The sequence below is a fragment of the Microbulbifer sp. YPW16 genome (assembly GCF_021290385.1).
Lineage (GTDB): Bacteria > Pseudomonadota > Gammaproteobacteria > Pseudomonadales > Cellvibrionaceae > Microbulbifer > Microbulbifer zhoushanensis.
Genome location: NZ_CP089928.1, coordinates 1,945,752 through 1,968,107 on the forward strand (window position 1 = coordinate 1,945,752; position 22,356 = coordinate 1,968,107).

Here is a 22,356-nt window from a genome sequence, read left to right on the forward strand (position 1 = left end):
CCCGATCGCGCATTGTAGCGGCAAGCCGCCGCCGTGACAGTGCACCAATCCCCCTGAAAGTACCGGATTACCCCGCACGGGCCAAGTTGGGGTACCATGCCGCCCGTTTCGCACCCTGAGCCAAGGAGCTACCCATGCCCCTGTCCAATATCGCCAACCTGTTTGGCCGCTCCCCGATCAAGCCGATCAAGGAGCACATGGCCAAGGCCCACGAGGCCTCGGCAGACCTGGTTCCCTTCTTCGAGGCCCTGATGAAGGGCGACCTGGTCGAAGCGGAGGAAGTGCAGAAGCGCATTTCCACCAGTGAGAACCAGGCCGATGACATCAAGCGCGACCTGCGCCTGCACCTGCCGGACAGCCTGTTTATGCCGGTATCCCGCTCGGACCTGCTGGAGCTGTTGCACGCCCAGGACGAGGTGGCCAATACCGCCCAGGACATCGCCGGGCTGGCCGTCGGCCGCAAGATGCAGATTCCCGCGCCACTGCAGGTACAGATGAAGACCTTTGTCGACAGCGCCGTGGCCACCTCGGCCCAGGCCCTGCGCGCCATCAACGAGCTCGACGAGCTGCTGGAGAGCGGCTTTGCCGGGCGCGAGGTGGACATCGCCCAGCGCATGACCGAGGAGCTGGATGACCTGGAGCGCAAGTCGGACAAGCTAGAAGTGGAAATCCGCGCCGCACTGTTCGATATCGAAAAAGACCTGCCGCCGGTGGACGTGATCTTCCTGTATCGCGTCATCGAGTGGATTGGCGACCTGGCCGACAAATCCCACAGCGTGGGTAATCGCCTGCAATTGCTGTTAGCACGCTAAGGGGGGTAGTACCGTGGAAGTTATTAGCCAGTACGGCAGCATCCTGCTGATTCTCGCCTGCGTTTTCGGGTTCTTCATGGCCTGGGGCGTAGGTGCCAACGACGTTGCCAATGCCATGGGCACGTCCGTGGGCTCGCGCGCCCTGACCATCAAACAGGCGATCCTGATCGCCATGGTGTTCGAGTTTGCCGGCGCCTACCTGGCCGGTGGAGAAGTTACCTCTACCATCCGCAAGGGCATCATCGATTCGGACATTTTCGCCGAGCAACCGGAGTTGCTGGTTTACGGCATGCTCTCGGCACTGCTGGCCGCGGGCACCTGGTTGCTGATCGCCAGCATCCTGGGCTGGCCCGTGTCCACCACCCATTCCATCGTCGGCGCCATTGTCGGTTTCTCCGCTGTGGGTATCTCGGTAGACGCCGTGGCCTGGGGCAAGGTGGGCAGCATCGTCGCCAGCTGGGTGGTGTCACCGGTACTCGCCGGCACCATCTCATTCCTGCTGTTCCGCAGTGTGCAGCGCCTGATCCTCAACACCGAGGACCCGTTCGGCAACGCCAAGCGCTATATCCCCATCTACATGTTCGCCGTGGGCTGGATGATCGCCATGGTCACCCTGACCAAGGGCCTGAAGCATGTATTCAAGGATCTCAATATCGAGCTGAACTTCCTGCAGGACGCCGGCATCGCCGCCCTCGTCGGCCTGGTGGTAATGGGCCTTGGTATCGTGATGCTCAAGCGCATCAAGCGCGACCCGGAGCGCGAGCGCGAGAACCGCTTCGCCAACGTGGAGCGGGTCTTCGCCATCCTGATGATCTTCACCGCCTGTGCCATGGCCTTCGCGCACGGCTCCAACGACGTGGCCAATGCCGTCGGCCCGCTGGCGGCGGTGGTCAATACCGTGCAGATGGGCGCGGTCACCGCCAAGGCCACCATGCCCTCCTGGATCCTGCTGCTCGGTGGTGCGGGTATCGTGGTGGGCCTGGCCACCTATGGCTTCAAGGTGATGGCCACCATCGGCCGCAAGATCACCGAGCTGACCCCGAGCCGCGGTTTCGCCGCCGAGCTGGGGGCCGCCGCCACCGTGGTACTGGCCTCGGGTACCGGCCTGCCGATTTCCACCACCCACACCCTGGTGGGCGCGGTACTGGGCGTTGGCCTGGCGCGGGGTATCGGCGCGCTGAACCTGCGCATGATCACCACGATCGCCGCGTCCTGGGTAGTTACCCTGCCCGCCGGCGCCGGTATCGCCATCCTGTTTTTCTTCTTCTTCAAGGGCGTATTTGGCTAGCCATAGAAGCGGCAAGACGGTACAAAAGGGGGAGTCGGGTAACCGGCTCCCCTTTTTTGTGCCGGTACCGCGCCCACTGAACCAATAATCGAGAAAGGAATTTCGATGCAACTCCCCATCTACCAGGCAGATGCCTTCACCTCCCAGCTGTTTGGCGGCAACCCCGCGGCACTGGTGCCGCTGCAGCAATGGCTCGCCGACGATGTCCTGCAGGCCATCGCCGCGGAAAACAACCTGGCGGAGACCGCCTTTACCGTACCCAGCGGGCGCGGCTACGAGCTGCGCTGGTTTACCCCCGCCGTGGAGGTGCCCCTGTGCGGCCACGCCACCCTGGCCAGCGCCCACCTGCTGTGGACCGAGCTGGGCTGCCTGGAGGAGGAGATCCGCTTTTTCACCCGCAGTGGCGAACTGCGCGTGCGTCGTGAGGGCGAGCTGATTGCGATGGATTTTCCCGCCCAGGGCACCCGGCCGGTCGAAGTACAGCAGTCTTTTGCCGAGGCTTTCGGCATCGGCCCCCGCCGTGCCGCAACCGAGACCCGGGAGGGCGGCAAGCTGGTGCTGGAGTTTGACAGCGCCGAGCAGGTGGCGAGCCTGTCACCGGACTTTGCCAGGGTAGTGCCCCTGTCCGCGGACGGGGTGATCTGCACGGCCGTGGGAGAGCCGCTCGGCTGTGATTTCGCCAGTCGCTTTTTTGCCCCGGGAATCGGTATTGACGAGGACCCGGTCACGGGTTCTGCACACACGGTCCTCACCCCCTACTGGGCGGAGAGGCTCGACCAGACCCGCTTCCGCGCCCTGCAGCTATCCCCCCGGGGCGGCGAGCTGGAGTGCGAGCTGAACGGGGACCGGGTGCTGTTACGGGGCGCGGCAGTGACCTACCTGCGCGGCCAGATCAGCCTGTAACCGGCTTCAGGCCAGCTCGCCCAGCGGGGAGGCAATGCTCTCGGGGGGACGGGTGAACCAGGCCGGGCCGTCCTCTGTCATGTACAGGCAGTCCTCGAGGCGCACACCGAATTCACCCGGCAGGTACAGGCCCGGCTCATTGGAAAAGCACATTCCCGGTGCCAGCGGTGTGGACTCCCCGCGCACGAAATTGATCGGCTCATGGCCTTCCATGCCGATGCCGTGCCCGGTGCGGTGGGAAAGCCCCGGCAGGCGGTAGTCGGGGCCGAAGCCGCTTTTGCGGTAGAAGTCGCGCACAGCGTCATCCACCCGTCCGGCCGGCTCGCCGATCCTGGCCGCGGCAAACGCCACATCCTGGCCCTCGCGCACCAGTTGCCAGATGCGCTGCTCCTTTTTACCGGGCTCGCCGTAGACGAAGGTGCGGGAGATATCTGACTGGTAGCCCTCGACACTGCAACCGCAGTCCATCAGCACGATCTGTCCCTCGCGGATTTTCTGGGGCTGGTCGGTACCGTGGGGATAGGCGCTGGCCTCGCCAAACAGGGCCATGGTCCAGGCATCGGTGCCGCCATAGGCCGCCTGTGCCTCGCGCATCAGGCGATTGACGTCGGCCGGCGTCATGCCCGGCTCCAGCTGGCGGTAAACCTGGCCATAGGCCGCCAGGGTAATCTCGTTGGCCTTTTTCATCAGGGCCAGCTCAGCGGGGCTCTTGATCATGCGACAGCCGCGCGTCACCGGGTCGGCACTGGCCAGGGCGAAACCCGGCGCTGCCGCACGGATACCATCCGCCACGAACCAGCGCACCGAGGCCTCCATACCGATGCGGCCGGACTTCAGTTTGCGATCCCGGAGGAAGCCTGCCACCTGCACAAACGGGCTCTCGTGCTCGTGCCAGGTGCGCACGTCCTCGCCGAAGGTCATGGATTCCCGAACCGAAGGCTCTTCGAAAAACGGCGTGACCACACCGATCTCGCCATCGCGGGGAATGATCACACAGGTCAGCCGCTCCGAGCGCCACCAGCGGATGCCGGTGAAATAGCGCATGGCCGCGCCCGGCTCGAGGATAACCGCATCAATTTTGAACTTGCCCATCAACTCCTGGGCCCGCGCTATGCGGGCGCGGCGCTCGGCGACGGTGATCGGCTGGACATCACCGGTCAGGGGCTCAATCTTATCTTTCGGGGAACTGCTTGTGGATTGGCTGGCCGCGCGCAGTGGCAGGGCCGGTGCCACTGCGAGCATTGCGGCGGATTTCAGTAACTGGCGTTTTGTCGGCATGGGGATATTTCCTGACAGAGTCGGCGACGGGGCCCTGACCACTGCTTTTATCGCAAAGCCAGTACGGCGTAATCGCCCTTGGGATCAGGAAAACACTTTAGCCCTTTTCGGCCCCGAAAAACATTGGAACGCCAGTTTCCGGTTCACCCCCGGCAACCGCACTACCAGTAGTGGTAGTGCAGCTGTTCATTTTTGTGGGGACCGTGGATCTGCCAGATCAATTCCAGCTGTCCTTTCCTCAGCAACAGCTGCGCGGTATAGGTGTCCGCGCCGCACAGGTGTGGCTGCACCTCACGGAATCCATGTTCGGTGACCGGTTGCAACTCGAACAGCAGCACCGGCTCGCTGCGGCGGAGGTGCTCCAGCCGCAGGGAACCGGGCAACCGCGTCCAGCGATAACAGTTTTGCATATCCAGTTCACGGCCGTCGCTGCTGGTAAATCGGGCCCGCTCGCGAAACAATATCCGGCTATCGTCGCGTTCGGCGGCCACACTGCCGCGCGCGTGGCCGCGCCAGTCGGTTGCCGAGCCGGGACCATTACTGGCGGTGAAACTGAATTCGGATATTTTGGCCAGGCGCTCCCACAGGCTGTCGATGGCCCGGGACGCCCCGTTATTTACTGACAAAATTCACCTTTCAATAACAATGCTATTTACCCGGTCGATGCCATGCCACTGTTGATTTTCGTCACCCTCCTCTGGGCCTTTTCCTTCAGCCTGATCGGCGTTTACCTGGCCGGGTCCGTGGACAGCTATTTTGCCGTATTCACTCGCGTGTTGCTGGCCGCACTGCTGTTCCTGCCGCTGCTACGCTGGCGCGCCTGCAGTCCCCGCACCGCCCTGGCACTGATGGCCATCGGTGCCGTGCAGCTGGGCATCATGTACCTGTTTTACTACCAGTCGTTCCTGCTACTCAGCGTGCCGGAAGTGCTGCTGTTCACCATCTTCACGCCGGTGTACATCGCCCTGCTGTACGACCTGCTGGAGTGGCGCTTCTCCCCCTGGAACCTGCTGGTTGCCCTGCTCGCCGTGGCCGGGGCCGCGGTGATTCGCTGGGGCCGGCCGCATGGGGACTTCTGGCTGGGGTTCCTGGTGGTCCAGGGTGCCAACCTCTGCTTTGCCCTGGGCCAGGTGGCCTACAAGCAGTTTATGCAACAATTCACACAGCGGGGACCGGCCCTGCCGGGCCGGCAGGTCTTTGCCTGGTTTTACCTGGGTGCCCTGCTGGTGGTGACCGCCGCCTGGCTGGTGCTGGGGGAGCCGGCCTACCCCCGCAGCGGCCTGCAGTGGGGCATCCTGGTATGGCTCGGGCTGGTGGCCTCGGGGCTGGGCTACTTCCTCTGGAACAAAGGCGCGACACAGGTTTCAGCTGGCACCCTGGCGGCGATGAATAATGCCCTGATCCCGGCAGGCCTGCTGGTGAATCTGTTAATCTGGAACCGTGATGCGGACCTCCCCCGGCTGGCGCTGGGCGGCAGTATCATCGTCGGTGCGGTCGCACTCAATGAATGGCGGCAACGGCGCAGCGGGTCGCCGGTGCCAGCGCGCTAGCGCCCAGACACATCCAGGAGCAGGGTTATGGACAACGCGGTACCGGATATCAGGCAGCAATTGCAGCAGCTGGTGGCCATCCCCAGTGTCAGCGCCACAAACCCAAAGCTGGATATGGGCAACCGCGCGGTGGTGGAACTGCTGGGCGAGTGGCTTGAGGCGCTGGGCTTTGCGGTGGAACTGATGCCACTGCCCGGCCAGCCGCACAAGGCCAACATGATCGCCACTCTCAGCAGCGGGGGCCCTGCGGACGGCGGGCTGGTGCTGGCCGGGCATACCGACACGGTCCCCTACGACGAGGGCCGCTGGCAGTCCGACCCGTTCAAGCTGGAAGAGCGGGACAACCGCTGGTACGGCCTCGGCAGTACCGATATGAAAGGCTTTTTCCCGCTGGCCATCGAGGCCGCCCGGGCCATTGCCGGCAGCCCCCTGAAGCAGCCGCTGACCATCCTCGCCACGGCTGACGAGGAAACCTCCATGGCCGGCGCGCGGGCGCTGGTTGACGCCGGGCGGCCACGCGCACGCTTCGCCGTGGTGGGTGAGCCCACCGGGCTCAGGCCGGTGCGCATGCACAAGGGCATGATGATGGAGGCCGTGCGGATCACCGGGCAGGCCGGGCACTCCTCTGACCCGTCACTGGGCGCCAGCGCGCTGGAGGCAATGCATGGCGCGATCGGGGAACTGCTGTCGCTGCGGTCAGAGTGGCAGCAGCGCTATAACAATCCCGGCTTCGCCGTCCCCGTGCCCACCATGAACCTGGGCTGCATCCACGGTGGCGATAACCCCAACCGCATATGCGGCTTTACCGAGCTGCAATTCGATATACGCCCCCTGCCCGGCATGGCACTGGACGACCTGCGCAGCGAGTTACAGCAACGGCTGGCCGCATCAGTGCACGGGGAACGGCTGCACCTGGATTACGGCCCGTTGTTTGCCGGGGTAGAGGCCTTTGAACAACCGGCCACGTCGGAACTGGTGGCAGCGGCAGAGAAGCTCACCGGCCACAGTGCCGAGAGCGTGGCCTTTGCCACCGAGGCGCCATTTTTCCGCGAAATGGGCATGGACACCATCGTGCTGGGCCCGGGCGATATCGACCAGGCCCACCAGCCGGATGAGTACCTGGGCCTCGACCGTATCGAGCCGATGCTGGATGTGCTGCGCGGACTGATCGCCAGGTTCTGCCTGTGATTAGGCGGCCGGAATTGCGGTATATTGCGCCTGAATCCCGGGAATACACGGAAGTCTGCTCGTGAGTGCCAACAACGCCTCTCTCAACTGGTTTCGCCACGCCGCGCCCTACATCAACGACCTGCGCGAACGCACCCTGGTCATCGCCATTCCCGGCGATGCCCTGGAGCACGGCAATTTCCGCAACCTGGTGCATGACCTGGCACTGCTGGCCAGCCTCGGCATCCGCCTGGTGGTGGTGCACGGGGCGCGCCCCCAGATCAATCGCGCCCTGGCCGAGCGCGGCATCGATAACCAGTTCCACGCCAACGCCCGGGTGACCGACCGGGAAACACTCGAGGTCATCAAGGCCGCGGTGGGCAAACTGCGATTCGATATCGAGGCGGCTTTCAGCCAGGGCCTGCCGGATTCGCCCATGGCCCGTTCATCCCTGAAGGTGATTTCCGGCAACCTGGTGACAGCCCGCCCGATCGGCGTGCTCGACGGCGTCGACCTGCGCTGGACCGGGCAGGTGCGGCGGATGGAGGTCAACACCATCAACAGTGCGCTGGAACAGGGCGCGCTGGTGCTCCTGTCGCCGCTGGGAACCTCGCTCACCGGCGAGCTGTTCAATCTCAATTTCCTCGACCTTGCGGCGGAGGCGGCCCGCGCCCTGCAGGCGGAGAAGCTGGTATTGTTTCGCGAGGAGCCGCAATTGCTCGTGGACGGCGAGCCGGTACGCGAACTCAGTATCCTGCAGGCGGAACAGTCGGTGACCCAGACCGACAGTGAGTCCCTGCGCTGTGCCATCAGTGCCTGCAATGCCGGTACTCCCCGTACCCACCTGCTCAGCTATACCGACGACGGCGCCCTGGTGCAGGAGCTGTTCCGCCGCGAGGGCACAGGCACCATGATCTACCGCGACAGCTACGAGGTGATCCGCCGCGCGCGCATCACCGACGTGGGCGGTATCCTCGGGCTGATCCGCCCACTGGAAAAGCAGGGCATCCTGGTGCGCCGCTCGCGGGAAAAACTGGAGGCGGAAATCGATCACTTCACGCTGGTGGAAGTGGACGGTACCGCCGTGGCCTGTGCCGCCCTGTACCCGATCCAGGACGACGAAGGCAATACGCTGGCGGCCGAGCTGGCCTGCGTGGCCATCCACCCGGAGTTCCGTGGCGGTGGCCGTGGCGCCAAGCTGTTGCACCACCTGGAGCGGCAGGCACGGGCACTGGACATCCCCGAGCTATACGTGCTCACCACGCAGGCGGAGCACTGGTTTATCGAGCAGGGCTTCCGCCAGGTGGCGGTGGGCGACCTGCCCGCGCCCAGGCAGTCCCTTTACAACATCCAGCGGAATTCCCGTGTACTGCGCAAGGGGCTCACCGCGCAATAAACTCAGTCTCGGCCCGATCGCAGCGAAATAACCATCCTAGCAGGATGGTGAATTGCCAGCAGCCGGGGAAAACCATCCCGAATCAGGCTGTTTTTTGTTAAGCTGTCGCTCCATTTACCGCAGGACAGCCGGACCCAGATTTATGCCAGAATACCGCTCCCGCACCACTACGGCCGGCCGCAATATGGCCGGTGCCCGGGCCCTGTGGCGTGCCACGGGCATGAAGGACGACGATTTCCAGAAACCCATCATCGCTGTGGCGAACTCCTTCACCCAGTTCGTGCCCGGCCATGTCCACCTGAAGGACATGGGCCAGCTGGTGGCGCGTGAAATCGAGCGCGCCGGCGGCGTAGCCAAGGAGTTCAACACCATTGCCGTGGATGACGGCATCGCCATGGGCCACGACGGCATGCTCTACAGCCTGCCCAGCCGCGAAATCATTGCCGACTCGGTGGAATACATGGTCAATGCCCACTGTGCCGACGCACTGGTGTGCATTTCCAATTGCGACAAGATCACGCCCGGCATGCTGATGGCGGCGATGCGCCTCAATATCCCGGTGATCTTCGTATCCGGGGGCCCCATGGAGGCGGGCAAGACCAAGCTGGCCGAGCACAAGCTCGACCTGGTGGACGCGATGGTGATTGCCGCCACCGACTCGGCCAGTGACGAGACCGTGGCCGAGTACGAGCGCTCCGCCTGCCCCACCTGCGGTTCCTGTTCCGGCATGTTCACGGCCAACTCCATGAACTGCCTGACCGAGGCCCTGGGGCTCTCCCTGCCCGGCAACGGTACGCTGCTGGCCACCCACGCGGATCGCGAGGAGCTGTTCCTGCGCGCCGGCCGCGAAATCGTGGCGCTGGCCAAGCGCTACTACGAGGGCGATGACGACCGGGCCCTGCCCCGCAGCATTGCCAACCGGGCGGCATTCGAGAACGCCATGGCACTGGATATCGCCATGGGCGGCTCCACCAATACCATCCTGCACCTGCTGGCGGCAGCCCAGGAGGGCGAGGTTGAGTTCGGGCTGGATGACATCGACAGGCTGTCACGACAAATCCCCCAGCTGTGCAAGGTGGCCCCCAATACGCAGAAATACCACATCGAGGACGTGCACCGCGCTGGCGGGGTGATGGCCATCCTGGGGGAGCTTGAAGCCGCCGGGCTGATCGACGCATCGCTGCCCACCGTGCATTCCAGCTCCATGCGCGAGGCCCTCGATCGGTGGGACATCCGGCGCACCGACGATCCGAAGGTACATAAATTTTTCCGCGCGGGCCCCGCGGGCATACCCACCCAGACGGCATTCAGCCAGGACTGCCGCTGGAACAACCTGGACGGCGACCGCACCCACGGCTGCATCCGCTCGGTGGAAAGTGCCTACTCCGCCGAGGGCGGGCTGGCGGTGCTGTTTGGCAACCTTGCCCCCAATGGCTGTGTGGTGAAAACCTCCGGGGTGGAAGAATCCCTGTGGCAGTTCGAGGGCCCGGCCCATATTGTCGAAAGCCAGGAAGCCGCCGTGGCGGATATCCTCGAGGGGCGGGTAACCGAAGGGAAAGCGGTGATCGTGCGCTATGAGGGCCCCAAGGGCGGCCCCGGGATGCAGGAAATGCTCTACCCAACCAGCTACCTGAAGTCCCGTGGGCTGGGCAAGTCCTGTGCCCTCATCACCGACGGGCGCTTTTCCGGCGGCACCTCGGGCCTGTCGATCGGCCATGTATCACCGGAGGCTGCCGCGGGCGGCAATATTGCCCTGGTGCAGGACGGCGACCCCATCCGCATCGACATCCCGGCGCGGACGATTGAAATCGCCATCAGCGACGAGGAGCTCGGCAAGCGGCGCACGGCCATGAAGGCCCGCGGCAAGGACGCGTGGCAACCAGTGGAACAGCGACCGCGCAAGGTCAGCCGGGCACTGAAAGCCTACGCCCTGCTGGCCACCAGCGCCGACCGGGGCGCGGTTCGCGAGATCGACTGACACCTCCGGCCAGCAGGCAGCTAGCGGGGGCGGGCATTCCGCCCCCGGCAGCTTGCCATTAGCGGGCCTAACGCTACTCCGCCAGCCTGAAGGAAATCCGGTTGCGCACCCCGTGGCGCCGGACGGGCTTGCCATCGTCCATCTGTGGCTGGTACTTGAACCGGCTTACTGCACTCAGCGCCGCCCTGTTGAACACACGCGTCTCGTTGCCGGCACTGTCATAACCAGCCACCACCTGCGGTGAGAGCACACTGCCGGTTTCACTGATGGTGAACTCCACCACTACATAACCCTCAAGCCCGCGCCGCAGTGCTGCCGACGGGTAGCGGGGCGCCGGCTTGAAGACCGGTACCGGATCTCGGTTAACCACAACCGGGCCCTGTCGCTTCACGGTCGGTCCCGGGGGTGCCATTACCGTGGTCAGCTTGGTCGGATCAACCTCACGATTTACCTCGGTTACAGGCGGCTGGGCGGGCGGGGTCACCGGCCTTTCCGGCACTGGCTCCCTGTGGACCGTGGGACGGGTATCCGGAATATGGATGGGTTTTATCTGGATCGGGTCGGGCCCCACAGGCTCCTCATAGTTCGTGGCCACCAGCCGGCTCATCACCAGCAGCAGTAGCAATGTGACCAGGGCGGCGGGAGCCAGGCTTCGCACGGATCCGGCAAATCCTGGTAGGGCGGGATTGAGAACAGGGGTATTGACTGAACAAGCTCTATCCATAACACCACTCCTTATTATTCTGGTGTCGATCTTGGCCGGCACTCCGGCCGGGTCTGGAAAAGCTGATCAGCTATGTACACTTATAGCTTATCTGGTCACAAATGCAAACTATTCTTAATCGCGAAGGATGGGCGCGGGGGATGCTCTTTATCCCGGGCATAAAAAAAGCCGCACATTGCTGTGCGGCTTTTCAAGCGGCAGGACCGGCATATCAGATCGCCAGTTGCTCCTCGCGCTTTTTCTCCTTCTCGACAAAATCCATCCACTGTTCGGCGAACTTCTTGGATCGATCGTCTTTCAGGGCCTTCTTGAACTGCTCCAGCGCTGCGTCGTACTGCTTCAGGTTGGCGTTGGCCATCCCCAATACGATGTAGAGCTGGTCCGGACGCTTGACGTCACCCTTCGCCAGGGCGCGTTTGCCCATGGTGATGGCTTTCTCATTCTTGTCCAGGTCCAGGTAAATACCGGCCAGGCGAGAATAGAGATCACCCTTGTCGGACAGCTTGGCCGCACCTTCCAGCTCAGGAATAGACTTCTGCAGTTCCTGCGCCATCTGGTAAGCCTGCGCCAGGGTTTCCAGGTTCTTGGAAGTGCGCTCGATCTTTTTCTCGTCGAGGCCCTTCTTGATTACCTTGGCCCCTTTGTAAGGCATCTCGTGTCCCATAAAGAGATAAGCCATGTTCAACAGCTCTTTCTCTTTCTGCAGGGCACCGGCGATATAGGCCGCTTCCATCATGTGAAGCTGGTCTTTCTCACGCTTCAGCTCACCGTACATACCTGCCAGCTGCTTGTAGTAGTCAGCTTTGGGGTAGTGCTTGACGAGCTTTTCCAGGATGCTGGTGACCTTCTTGTAGTCGTTCTTCTCGAAGTAGAGGAAACGCTGCAGGCTCAGCCAGTTCTCCTTCGGAATCTTGCCTTCCTTCTCATACATGGACACCGCACGATTGATGTCCTGCAGGGCCTTGGCCTCGTCACCTTTCTGGTAGTACACCTGGCCACGCATCGCGTAGTCTTCGGCACCAACCTTTTCAGACGCCTTGAACCATTTGTTCAGGTAAGTCAGGGCGTTGTTGTAGTCCTCGGTGACAAAGTACAGCTGGGCGATGGTCTTGAGTGTGTTCAGCTCAACACCCACCGGGATGTTCTCCACCCCCTGGGCCAGTACTTTCTTATAGGCGTTGATGGCGTCGCGATAGCGCTCCATGCTGTAGTAGACAAAGCCGTAGAAGAAGTACATCTGCGCGGTTTCATACGCATTGTACTTGCTCTTGCCGGCTTCCATCTCGCGCAGCGCCGCCATGGCAGCATTCCAGTCCTGCGCGTCAGCAGCTTCCTGCACCTTGCCCAGCTTCTTGAACACGTTTTCCCGCATCGCCGGGACCTTACGTGTCTTCTGCTCGCTCTGCGCCTCGGCCTGTGCGAAGGGCGCGGATACGCCCATTGCCTCAAGCACGGTCACGCTCACCGCGGGTGCCATTACCAGGGGCAGCGCCACGGACGTGCGCAAGACGAACTTGGACAAACCTTTCGTCATGGTCGTCAACTTCATAGTGCTTCCCCTTAGTTACTGGCCATGTTAAAGCTGATCTTGGTGCGCACACCCGGCACTTCGATCGGCTCACCATCGACCACACGCGGCTTGTACTTGTACTTCAGCGCCGACTTCACCGCTGCACGGTTGAAGATCGTGGTGGGGTTGCCATCCGCAGTGAAGGCTTCAACCACTCGCGCATCCCGTACAGAGCCGTTTTTGGTCACGGTGTACTCGACGATTGCGTAGCCCTCGATACCACGCTGCAGGGCGCGACGCGGGTACTGGGGAGCAACCTTCACGATCGGCAGGTAGTCACCCTCACTGGCAAAGCCGCCGATACCGCCTACTTTCAGGTCTGCACTCGCACTCGGCGCTGACATGTTGAGGGCGTTATCCATATTGGGATCGTCGAACTCAGGCTCCGGCATTTCCGGCGGCGGGGTCTCCGGCTCGTCGGGCTTGTCCGGTTTACTGGTGTCGTACTTGGTTTCGATCTTCTGTTCCGGCATCACGACGTCAGCAACCTTGATCTGCTCCTCCTCTTCGGGAGAGCCCAGGTTTGCCTCAATCAGCGCATGCATGGTGAAGATCAGGCCAAAGGTGGTGGCTACCGCCAGCGCACCCGCCCCTAATAATCTTACCGGGTTCATAAGCTGTTAACTCTTTTCTGTCGCGACCGAAACTTTCTCAATACCGATTTTCCTGGCTGCATCGGCAATCAGGGCAATCTTCTCGATACTGGCCTTCTTATCGGGCTGAATCACCAACCACCCCTTGGGGTTTTCCGCGTAGAGTCGCTCGAGGGTGACTTTCACCATGCGATCGTCTACTTCTTCCTTGGCAATCCAGATCTCATCGTTCTCGTTGATCGCAACCAGAATAGAGGCGGCTTTGAGTTCAGCGGTTGTCGCTTCCGGCTTGACCACTTCTTCACCCGGCTCCTTGATAAAGGTCGCGGTGACGATAAAGAAGATCAGCATGATGAACACCACGTCCAACATGGGCGTGAGGTCGATCGCGCCCTGTTCTTCCTGGGCCGTATTTTGTTTTCTGCTCATAGCAACTCTCTCAGCGAACTTCCTCAACAGGGCCCCGCAGGGGCCCCGCGAGAGTTTCTGGCTTGGCTAAACCTTCACAGCAAATCACCGCACATATTGGCCAGGCTCTTTGCTAGTTGTGGTGCCTTAGTGATCCATCGTCAGATGGTCTTCAAGCAGCTGGGTTTCGCGCTCCGCCTTACGGGTGAGATAGGTATTGGCGAACACTCCGGACAGGGCAGTTACCATGCCTGCCATCGTCGGGATTGTCGCCATTGATACACCACTCGCCATCTGCTTGGCGTCGCCGCCGCCGGTGATCGCGAGGACCTCGAACACGTTGATCATGCCCCAGACCGTACCCAGCAGCCCGAACAGGGGCGCCAGGGATACACAGGCCTGGATCATGTCCATATTGCTCTTGATCTTCTCGGATACCCGGGAAATCAGCGCTTCGCGGATGCGATGGGCATTCCAGGATTTGCGCTCGGCACGCCCTTCCCACTGGTCCATCGCAGCCTGGACATCTCCCTTCAAGCTTTTGTTGAAGAAGAAGATGCGCTCGAAAATCAGCGTCCACATAAAGAAGGTCAGGCCGGCGATCAGAAATAGTACTGGCCCGCCCGACGCCATAAAGGCGTTGACGGCGGCCCATGCGTCATACAATGCGTGCATGTTGCCGCCTCCTCTTATTTACGCTCGGCGTTTTCAGCAACGATACCTGCGCTCTGCTCATCAAGGATGTGCAGGATACGCTGGGCGCGGCCGTTAACGATGGTGTGCATCAGCACGGTCGGGATCGCCACACACAGACCCAGTACGGTAGTTACCAGGGCGGAGGAGATACCACCGGCCATGGCTTTAGGATCGCCTGCACCGAAGATGGTGATCGCCTGGAAGGTGATGATCATACCGGTAACGGTACCCAGCAGACCCAGCAGCGGGGCAACCATGGCAATGATCTTCAGCAGGTTCAGGCCGGATTCGATGGCCGGACGCTCTTTCAGAACCGCCTCTTCCATCTTCAGCTCCAGGGTCTCGCCGTCGATACCCTTGTTCTCGTCTGCCACAGCCAGAACACGACCCAGCGGGTTGTTGGTGTTCGGGGTGGAGTCGCGCAGCTGGGCGTTAACCTTGGCGTTCACACCAGACAGCACGATCAGGCGCCAGATGGCCAGCAGCATGGCGAATACACCAACGGCAGTGATGATGTAACCAACCAGCTTACCCTGGTGCCAGCGCTCGACGATGTCCGGGCTGTTGATCATGGCTTTCAGGTAGGAACCGCCAGTCGGGCCAGTCGGGTCAACACCGAACGCGGTGAAGCCGGAGGTGGCTGCCTGCAGCTCTTCCGCCATAGCCAGGTACTCGCCGTCGGGCTGGCGAATCAGCTCGGCCATTTTCTGGGCGTCGTTCATTTCCAGGTACTTGCCATTGGAAACCAGGTTGAAGTTACCTACACGGACAACTTCCTGTTCAACCTGCTCACCGTCGGGCTTGATTACGGTACCAGCGAACTTCACGACCTTGCCGGACTCGACAGTCTCGCGCTGCAGTTCGAACCACAGGCGCTCGATCTCTTCGATGGTCGGCAGCTTGGTCTGGGAGTTCATCTTCTCGATCAGCTGGTCGAGGAACTCGCCACGGCCCGGGTACTGCGCGGAAACAATGGAGGTTTCCAGGGTGGCGCGCAGGTCGCCGGCGGTGGAGGTCATGTGACCGAACAGCTCTTTCAGGGAGCCCATACGCTCGTCCAGCTGCTCACGCTTCTGCTGAACCTGCAGTTCCTGCTCCTGGTACTTGGCTTCCAGGCGCGCGGAACGCTCTTCCTCGGCGGTACGGGTGTTCTTGGCCTGGGTCAGCAGGGACTGCTGGTTGGCCTTCTGGCGACGGAACTGGGCTTCGCGCTGCTTGTGTTCCTTGGACTCCGCAATCTTGGAGTTACGGACCATCTGCAGCAGCTCATCCAGGGAGCCAGCCTTTTCCTGTGCAACGGCGGAAGCGCTGATCAGGCCTGCCGCTGCTACTGCAATTACGCGTTTGGCGATAGAGGTTTTCATTGCGCTGCCTCCGGAGCCGCAATCGGCATGGTCATGATGTCAGTGGTAGCCTGCTTCTTGGCGATCTTCAGGCCTTCCATGATGGCGCGACGGTAGTCGCCGGCATCGATCTCAACCCAACCTTTCTGCTCTTTGTCGTAGGCAAGGGAGATCTTGGAGTCGGTGGTCTGCGCCACCAGGGCGATACGACCGATCTGCAGGACGTTAACTTCGCGGTCCTGGCCGTTCACGTTCAGGGTGGTGCCGTAAGCATCGATACCACGCGCGTACTCGGCTTCGAAGTTGTACAGTTCCAGCACCTGGCGGAATTTCTCCGCAACGGTGATATCGGAACGGTCCATGTTGTTCTTAACGCCTTCGAGGTTGGCCAGGCGCTCTTCCAGCTTGAACGGGGCGTCCAGCTTGATGAACTGCTCAAGGGCATCGAGCATGCGCAGGATCAGCGGCTGGATCTGGCGCTCGATAACAGTAACGTTCTCAATGGACTCTTCCAGGTCCTTGATCACGGCCAGCTGGTTGGCCAGCTGCTTTTCCAATTGACGGTTGTAGACACGCAGGCCGTCAATTTCCTTGTTCACTACCTTGAAATCCTGCAGCAGGCTGCTGGTTTCTTCGGCAATCTTGTCAATGCGCTTCTGTGAAGCCTGAGCCGCAGTAGTTTTCTGCTGGCCAACGGCGAGCACATTGTCGAGTGTATCCGCAGTGGCTACGCTGCCGTAGAGCGCGCCGGCAGACAGCGCAGTGGTCAGCGCCACAGCCATGAATCGCTTGGTTTTCATTAGACCCCCCAGTGGGTTCAATATTTCACAACATGGTCGCGATGAGTTAGCTGCCACAACGCGGTAGTTTTAGGCTTGAAGACAGCTAAGAGCCGCACATTGTAAACAGCCGATTTGATTATTCAAATGCCGTTTAACAGTATCAGCCCGCATGTGTAGCACAGTAACAAACAGGTAACACCTGCGAGTCGTGTGCACTCATTTGCGGCGGCAAATCCAATGTGCGAAGACAGGAAAAGTAACAGATTGTACAGTTTTTGTGCAACCCACTGCTATTTCGACCTGTCCAAACGGACTAAGCAGTAGTTGTATTCGTCCTTTTCCGAGGCCGGGTAGCACTCGCGATAAGACTCGACCCAAGAGTCACCCAGGTCCGGAAAAAACGCATCCCCCTCGACCTCGGCATCCACTTCAGTCAGATACAATCGCCGTGCCAGTGGCAGCGCCTGCCGGTAGATCTCGGCACCGCCGATGACCATGACCTCTTCCGCACCGCTGGCAGCCGCCGATGCCGAGGCGGTCGCCAGCGCCTCATCCAGCGACGCCACACAGATTACACCGTCCGCACGCCACTCCGGGTTGCGGGAGATCACGATATTGTCGCGCCCCGGCAGGGGCCGACCGATGGATTCATAGGTTTTGCGCCCCATGACCACCGGCTTCCCCAGGGTGGTGCGCTTGAAGTACTGCAGGTCGCCGGAAATACGCCAGGGCAGGCGGTTACCCATGCCGATGGCGCCATTGCGCGCCACGGCCGCAATCAGTGCTACCGGCGCCATCAGACAGCCACCGGTGCCGGGATATGCGGGTGCGCCTCGTAACCGCGCAACTCGAAGTCCTCGAAGCGGAAGGCAAACAGGTCGGTGACTTCCGGGTTCAAGTGCATCTGCGGCTGCGGCAGCGGTGTGCGGGAGAGCTGCTCCTCCACCTGCTCCATGTGGTTGGAATAGAGATGGGCGTCACCCAGCGTATGGATAAACTCCCCCGGCTGCAGGCCACAGACCTGGGCGATCATCAGTGTCAGCAGGCTGTAAGAGGCGATATTGAACGGCACGCCCAGGAAGATATCTGCGCTGCGCTGGTAAAGCTGGCAGGACAGCTTGCCGTCGGCAACGTAGAACTGGAACAGCGCGTGGCAGGGAGCCAGGGCCATGCGGCCAGCTGCCGCATTGGCGGCCGGGGAGGTCCCCTCGTCCGGCAGGTCGGCCGGGTTCCAGGCACTGACCAGCAACCGGCGCGAATCCGGGCGGGTCCGCAACTGCTCCAGCAGCTGCCCGATCTGGTCGATGTGGCGGCCGTCAGCGGTGGGCCAGGAGCGCCACTGGTGCCCATACACAGGCCCCAGGTCTCCCTCCGGCGTGGCCCACTCATCCCAGATGCGGACGCCGTTCTCTTTCAGGTAGGCGATATTGGTATCGCCCTTCAGGAACCAGAGCAGCTCGTGGATGATTGAGCGCAGGTGGCACTTCTTGGTGGTCACCAGCGGAAAGCCGGCGGCCAGGTCGAACCGCATCTGGTAACCAAACACGCTGAGGGTGCCGGTGCCAGTACGATCATCCTTGCGGGTGCCGTGATCGCGCACATGGCGCATCAGCTCAAGGTATTGCTTCATCTATTACACCTAATTAAACAGTAGGGCTTCTTACGCGCCACCCTTGGCCTGAGAGCCGGGCTTTACCGAGTTCTGCTCCCCCGCCAGTGGCTGGGTGCGGTAACTCCATACCAGAATGGCGATACCCGCCAGGATCATCGGTATGCTCAGCAGCTGGCCACGGGTCATCCAGCCGAACAGGTCGAAACCAATATGGCCATCGGGCTCCCGCACGAACTCCACCAGGAAGCGGAAGAACCCGTATAAAAGAAGGAAGACTCCACCCACCGCCAGGCGCGGCCGGGGCTTGCGGGAGAACCACCACAGGACCGCGAACAGCACCAGCCCTTCCAGGAACGCCTGGTACAACTGCGACGGGTGCCGGGCCAGCAGCTCCGGGTCCCGCGGGAACACCATGCCCCAGGGCCCGTCGGTGGGGCGCCCCCACAGTTCCTGGCCGATAAAGTTACCGATCCGCCCCAGCCCCAGCCCGATGGGCACCAGCGGGGCAACAAAGTCGATCAGGTCGATAAAAGTTGTACCAATCTTGCGGGCATAGATGGTGGTCGCGAGCATCACCCCGACCAGGCCGCCATGGAAACTCATGCCGCCTTCCCACACCCGCAGGATCGACAAAGGTTCCTCCTGCAACTGCGGGAAGTTATAAAAGAACATGTAACCGAGGCGCCCGCCCACTACGACACCGATGGCGCAGTAGAGGATCAGGTCTTCCACCTCCGACTTGACCAGCGGCGTCCAGGGCTTGGCCGCACGGCGCAGCGCCAGCCACCAGGCGGCCACAAAGCCGGCCAGGTACATGAGTCCGTACCAGTGCACCTTGAGGGGCCCGATGGCCACGGCCACCGGGTCGAGTTCGGGGTAAGTCAGCATGGGTAAATCGGCTCAGTTGGCAAAGGGCGTATTATGGGCGTAAACGCGCCTGCTGCCAAAATGTCACCGCCTCGCCCGGTGCCCGGGGCATGTCAACCAGGCCGAGAAGCAAGAAGGAAAAGCCCGCGCATGTGCCTGCTGCTGTTCGCATACCGTACCCACCCCCATTACCCGCTGCTGCTGGCGGCCAACCGCGATGAGTTTTTCGCCCGTCCCACGGCAGCCGCGGACCACTGGGGAGACTCCGGGGTCGTCGCCGGCCGCGACCTGGAGGCCGGCGGCACCTGGGCCGGCGCGGCAGCCGGGCGGGTGGCGGCGGTGACCAACATCCGTGAACCCCAGGTGCCCTCACCCACCGCGCCGCTCTCCCGCGGGGATATCCCGCGCGACTTCCTGCTGGGCCCGGACAAGCCGCGCGAATTTGCCGCACAACTTGCGGCAGAGCGCTACCGTGGCTACAACGCGCTGCTGTTCCAGCTCGGGGAACAGCCGGAACTGGTCTGCGCCGGCAACCGGCACCCGGCTTTTGCTTTCGCCCCCGGGGTGCACGGTATCTCCAACGGCGCACCGGATGCGCCCTGGCCCAAGGTGGTCAGGGGCCGGGCGCAACTGGCGCAGCTGGTGGCAGGACTGGGTACGGGCCTCGGGCAGGACAATTTCGTCACCCCGGCCCTGGCGCTGCTCGGCGACCGGCAGCCAGCCCCTGTGCAAGAGCTACCGGATACCGGCGTGGGAAGGGCGCTCGAACGGGCCCTGTCGCCGATGTTTGTGCATATCGAGCGCGGCGAACTTGCTGTTCCCCGCGATGGCGACAAGACTCCGCCGGACGTCTATGGCACCCGCGCCAGCACGCTGGTGGCGGTTGACCGGGACGGCGTCACACAGTTCTGGGAACAGACTTTCACCGAGACCGGCCAGTCGGGCCCACTGCGGCACTTCACCCTGTCCCCCCACTGACGGGGGAAGCTGCTGTGGCTCCCCCATCACCCCCAACAGCTACCCGCATTCCTGCGGTGCCTGCCCCCCCTGTCCCGCGCCCATCCCTGCCGTCGCGATCATTACCGCCCACCCCGGAGACAGCGCTCACGGCTGAACCCCGGTCAATATTTGACCTGTTAGTCCCAAATAGCGCTGTCACATAAGGTGAAATGAACCAGGCGCCAAGCAAATCCCGGATTTGTTGCCATACTTAATTTCACGGGCCGGCCAATGTTGATATACGCGCAACAGCGCGCACTGGCTGGCCCATAAAAAGGAACGTCGCGCGGGACGCAAGACAAAGGCGGGCCGTCGATAAGTCACTATCGACGAACAACAGGACGGGCTCGCCGCAGGTTGGGAAGGTATGAACGATCTGGCGCCCGGCGTCTCAACATGACAGAGCACCGGGCCCTGCAGCATCGCTGAGGTACCATGTCGTATTTCAACCCTGAGCGCCACAAACGCAAGTCTTTACTGCCACTGTTAATGCTTGGCAGTCTGTGCCTTGTTGCCCTTTATTACGCCTTTACCGCGAACCAGAAGACGGTACCGGTGCTACCGGAAAATGCCGTGCGCCCGCACCTGATTCGCTGGCTGGTTGAAAATCCCGACTCCTGGCCAGCCCAGGATCCCATTTTCAATCCCGTGGCGGTGCGCCGCATCTACGAGCGCACCGATTATCGGCTGCTGTGGTTCGACAACTACAGCCTCAGCGATACCGCCAATGACCTGCTCAAGCAGCTCACGGCCTCCAGTTCCGGCAATCCCAGCAGCATGGTGGATTACCGCTACCACCTGGGCTACTTCGACCGCACCCTGCGCGACACCCCACAGCGCCTGCAGATGGCGGCAGTGCTCGATGTCCTGCTAACCGATGCCTTCGTCTCCTACGCCCAGGACACACAGCTGGACAAGATGAAGCCGCGCACGCGCCAGCAGCGCGACATCACCCCGGTGCACAACGGTGAAGGCGGCTTCGCGCTGGTGGCTTACACTGCGCCCCGCCAGGCCAGCACCGACGGTCGCAAGTATTTCCGTGGTTATGACCGCAGCGCCGAGACTCGCCGCGGCACGGGCATCGACCGCTATCGACACTACACCCGCAGCCGCAATATCGACCGCTCGCGCCACTACAGCCAGCCCCGCACATCGCGTTTTGCCCCCGGTGGCCTGCCCCCGCGCAATGGCCAGCGCAGCTACGGCAACAGTGACGGCCAGCCCCAGGTGGGCCGCGTGCCGGATCACAGCGAGGGGCCCTTCATCGAGGAAAATACCCCCTATGGCGGTGACGAACAGGCCCTGCGCGAGCAGCTCGCGCTCTACCGCAGCATTGCCGCCAGTGGCCGCTGGCGCCCGATCCCGGCGGGACCCGCCATGACCATCGGCGCCAAGCACCCGCATGTCGCCCACCTGCGCAACCTGCTTTCCCTGTACGGCGACTACCGCAGCTATTACGGCGAGGCCAACAGCAATCACTTTGACCGGCGCCTGCACGAGGCCGTGCTGCGCTTCCAGCGCCGGCACGGGCTCAAGTCCGACGGTATCGTCGGTCGTGAGACCCGCAAGCGCCTCAACCTGTCGCCGACTGCCCGGGCACATATCATCGAGAAGAACATCCGCCGCCGGCGGGAACTCCCGGCAACCCTGGGGGACCGCTTTATCCAGGTCAATGTGCCCGCCTACGAACTCTATTACGTCGAGGACGACCGCATTCGCCTGTCCATGAATGTGGTGGTGGGCAAGAAGAAGCACGCCACACCGGAGATCAAGACCCGTGTCAGCCGCGTGGTGTTCAACCCCACCTGGACGGTACCGCGCAGCATCCTGGTCAACGAGATCCTGCCCAAGGCCCGGGCCAACCCCCAGGGAATGGAAAACATGGGGTACCGGGTGGTCAGCGGCAGCGGTGAGCACCTGCCCCTGACCTCCAAGAACCTGTCCGCGGCCGGTGCCGGGTCCTACCTGATGCGCCAGCTGGGTGGCGAGCAGAACATCCTCGGCCGGGTGAAGTTCGAGATCCCCAACACCGATGATATCTACCTGCACGACACCCGCGCGCGCAGCCTGTTCTCCCTCACCGACCGCGATTACAGCCACGGCTGTATCCGGCTGGAAAAACCCCGCCACCTCGCCGAGGCCCTGCTGCGGCCCCAGGGTGACTGGGACCAGTGGCGCATCAACCAGCTCACCACCGGTGATGAAACCACCGAGGTGAAGATGGAGGACAATGTGAAGGTCTACGTGACTTACTGGACAGCCTGGGTCGATGGCCAGGGCGAGCTGCACTTCCGGCCGGATATCTACGGCAAAGACGGGCTTGCAGCCAACCAGTTCTGACCCCGGTGCCCGGCGGAGCCCCCGCCGGGCCATGCATATGCCTTTTTGAG

At 62.3% G+C, this 22,356-nt stretch carries 21 protein-coding genes; 9 read left to right on the forward strand and 12 right to left on the reverse strand.

Going from position 1 to position 22,356, the window contains the following annotated elements; genetic code table 11:
* Nucleotides 1–134: 134 nt before the first annotated feature.
* The 3 genes from LVE68_RS08175 (at nucleotide 135) to LVE68_RS08185 (ending at nucleotide 3,003) form a co-directional block, all read left to right on the forward strand.
* Nucleotides 135–812: a TIGR00153 family protein gene (locus LVE68_RS08175; RefSeq protein ID WP_233006538.1), complete on the forward strand. Its 678-nt coding sequence runs from the start codon at nucleotides 135–137 to the stop codon at nucleotides 810–812.
* A 13-nt stretch (nucleotides 813–825) separates the two neighbouring features.
* On the forward strand, nucleotides 826–2,100 hold the full coding sequence (locus LVE68_RS08180) for an inorganic phosphate transporter (RefSeq protein ID WP_233006539.1): 1,275 nt from the start codon (nucleotides 826–828) through the stop codon (nucleotides 2,098–2,100).
* A 105-nt stretch (nucleotides 2,101–2,205) separates the two neighbouring features.
* Nucleotides 2,206–3,003: a PhzF family phenazine biosynthesis protein gene (locus tag LVE68_RS08185; protein WP_233006540.1), complete on the forward strand. Its 798-nt coding sequence runs from the start codon at nucleotides 2,206–2,208 to the stop codon at nucleotides 3,001–3,003.
* Nucleotides 3,004–3,009: 6 nt separating this feature from the next.
* Here LVE68_RS08185 and LVE68_RS08190 read toward each other — a convergent pair whose 3' ends face one another.
* Together LVE68_RS08190 and LVE68_RS08195 are read right to left on the reverse strand one after the other, a co-directional pair.
* Nucleotides 3,010–4,281: a M24 family metallopeptidase gene (locus LVE68_RS08190; protein WP_233006541.1), complete on the reverse strand. Its 1,272-nt coding sequence runs from the start codon at nucleotides 4,279–4,281 to the stop codon at nucleotides 3,010–3,012.
* Between the two features lie 161 nt (nucleotides 4,282–4,442).
* On the reverse strand, nucleotides 4,443–4,907 hold the full coding sequence (locus LVE68_RS08195; RefSeq protein ID WP_233006542.1) for a DUF6314 family protein: 465 nt from the start codon (nucleotides 4,905–4,907) through the stop codon (nucleotides 4,443–4,445).
* 42 nt (nucleotides 4,908–4,949) lie between these two features.
* Between LVE68_RS08195 and LVE68_RS08200 the strand changes: the two genes are divergently transcribed.
* The 4 genes from LVE68_RS08200 to ilvD all read left to right on the forward strand — a co-directional run bounded on the left by LVE68_RS08200 (nucleotide 4,950) and on the right by ilvD (nucleotide 10,372).
* Nucleotides 4,950–5,831 carry a carboxylate/amino acid/amine transporter gene (locus LVE68_RS08200; protein WP_233006543.1) on the forward strand — a complete coding sequence of 294 codons (882 nt, stop codon included), beginning with the start codon at nucleotides 4,950–4,952 and terminating at the stop codon, nucleotides 5,829–5,831.
* 27 nt (nucleotides 5,832–5,858) lie between these two features.
* Nucleotides 5,859–7,019, forward strand: a complete 1,161-nt coding sequence (argE, locus tag LVE68_RS08205; protein ID WP_233006544.1) for an acetylornithine deacetylase — start codon at nucleotides 5,859–5,861, stop codon at nucleotides 7,017–7,019.
* Between the two features lie 61 nt (nucleotides 7,020–7,080).
* Entirely contained in the window at nucleotides 7,081–8,394 is a 1,314-nt protein-coding gene (argA, locus tag LVE68_RS08210) for an amino-acid N-acetyltransferase (protein WP_233006545.1), read from the forward strand.
* A 142-nt stretch (nucleotides 8,395–8,536) separates the two neighbouring features.
* Nucleotides 8,537–10,372 (forward strand): dihydroxy-acid dehydratase, encoded by a 1,836-nt coding sequence (gene ilvD, locus LVE68_RS08215; RefSeq protein ID WP_233006546.1) that lies wholly within the window; start codon nucleotides 8,537–8,539, stop codon nucleotides 10,370–10,372.
* Between the two features lie 73 nt (nucleotides 10,373–10,445).
* Here ilvD and LVE68_RS08220 read toward each other — a convergent pair whose 3' ends face one another.
* The 10 genes from LVE68_RS08220 to lgt all read right to left on the reverse strand — a co-directional run bounded on the left by LVE68_RS08220 (nucleotide 10,446) and on the right by lgt (nucleotide 18,988).
* Nucleotides 10,446–11,030: an energy transducer TonB gene (locus LVE68_RS08220; protein ID WP_233006547.1), complete on the reverse strand. Its 585-nt coding sequence runs from the start codon at nucleotides 11,028–11,030 to the stop codon at nucleotides 10,446–10,448.
* A gap of 277 nt (nucleotides 11,031–11,307) precedes the next feature.
* Nucleotides 11,308–12,645 (reverse strand): tetratricopeptide repeat protein, encoded by a 1,338-nt coding sequence (locus tag LVE68_RS08225; protein ID WP_233006548.1) that lies wholly within the window; start codon nucleotides 12,643–12,645, stop codon nucleotides 11,308–11,310.
* A gap of 11 nt (nucleotides 12,646–12,656) precedes the next feature.
* On the reverse strand, nucleotides 12,657–13,280 hold the full coding sequence (locus LVE68_RS08230) for an energy transducer TonB (RefSeq protein WP_233006549.1): 624 nt from the start codon (nucleotides 13,278–13,280) through the stop codon (nucleotides 12,657–12,659).
* Nucleotides 13,281–13,286: 6 nt separating this feature from the next.
* Entirely contained in the window at nucleotides 13,287–13,688 is a 402-nt protein-coding gene (locus LVE68_RS08235; protein ID WP_233006550.1) for an ExbD/TolR family protein, read from the reverse strand.
* Nucleotides 13,689–13,814: 126 nt separating this feature from the next.
* Nucleotides 13,815–14,342 (reverse strand): MotA/TolQ/ExbB proton channel family protein, encoded by a 528-nt coding sequence (locus tag LVE68_RS08240; protein ID WP_233006551.1) that lies wholly within the window; start codon nucleotides 14,340–14,342, stop codon nucleotides 13,815–13,817.
* Between the two features lie 14 nt (nucleotides 14,343–14,356).
* Entirely contained in the window at nucleotides 14,357–15,727 is a 1,371-nt protein-coding gene (locus tag LVE68_RS08245; RefSeq protein WP_233006552.1) for a MotA/TolQ/ExbB proton channel family protein, read from the reverse strand.
* Nucleotides 15,724–16,506, reverse strand: a complete 783-nt coding sequence (locus LVE68_RS08250) for a DUF3450 domain-containing protein (protein WP_233006553.1) — start codon at nucleotides 16,504–16,506, stop codon at nucleotides 15,724–15,726. Before LVE68_RS08250 ends, LVE68_RS08245 begins: the two co-directional genes overlap by 4 nt.
* Nucleotides 16,507–16,778: 272 nt before the next feature.
* Nucleotides 16,779–17,285: a type 3 dihydrofolate reductase gene (gene folA / locus LVE68_RS08255; RefSeq protein WP_233006554.1), complete on the reverse strand. Its 507-nt coding sequence runs from the start codon at nucleotides 17,283–17,285 to the stop codon at nucleotides 16,779–16,781.
* A complete protein-coding gene (locus tag LVE68_RS08260) occupies nucleotides 17,285–18,118 on the reverse strand; it encodes a thymidylate synthase (protein ID WP_233006555.1) in 834 nt (277 codons plus the stop codon). The genes folA and LVE68_RS08260 overlap by 1 nt, the downstream gene beginning before the upstream one ends.
* Before the next feature lie 30 nt (nucleotides 18,119–18,148).
* Complete coding sequence (gene lgt, locus LVE68_RS08265; protein WP_233006556.1) at nucleotides 18,149–18,988, reverse strand: prolipoprotein diacylglyceryl transferase; 840 nt, start codon at nucleotides 18,986–18,988, stop codon at nucleotides 18,149–18,151.
* 129 nt (nucleotides 18,989–19,117) lie between these two features.
* On the opposite strand from lgt, the gene LVE68_RS08270 reads away from it, so the two are divergent.
* Nucleotides 19,118–19,945: an NRDE family protein gene (locus LVE68_RS08270; protein WP_233006557.1), complete on the forward strand. Its 828-nt coding sequence runs from the start codon at nucleotides 19,118–19,120 to the stop codon at nucleotides 19,943–19,945.
* A gap of 456 nt (nucleotides 19,946–20,401) precedes the next feature.
* Nucleotides 20,402–22,306 carry a L,D-transpeptidase family protein gene (locus LVE68_RS08275; RefSeq protein WP_233006558.1) on the forward strand — a complete coding sequence of 635 codons (1,905 nt, stop codon included), beginning with the start codon at nucleotides 20,402–20,404 and terminating at the stop codon, nucleotides 22,304–22,306.
* Nucleotides 22,307–22,356 lie beyond the last annotated feature (50 nt).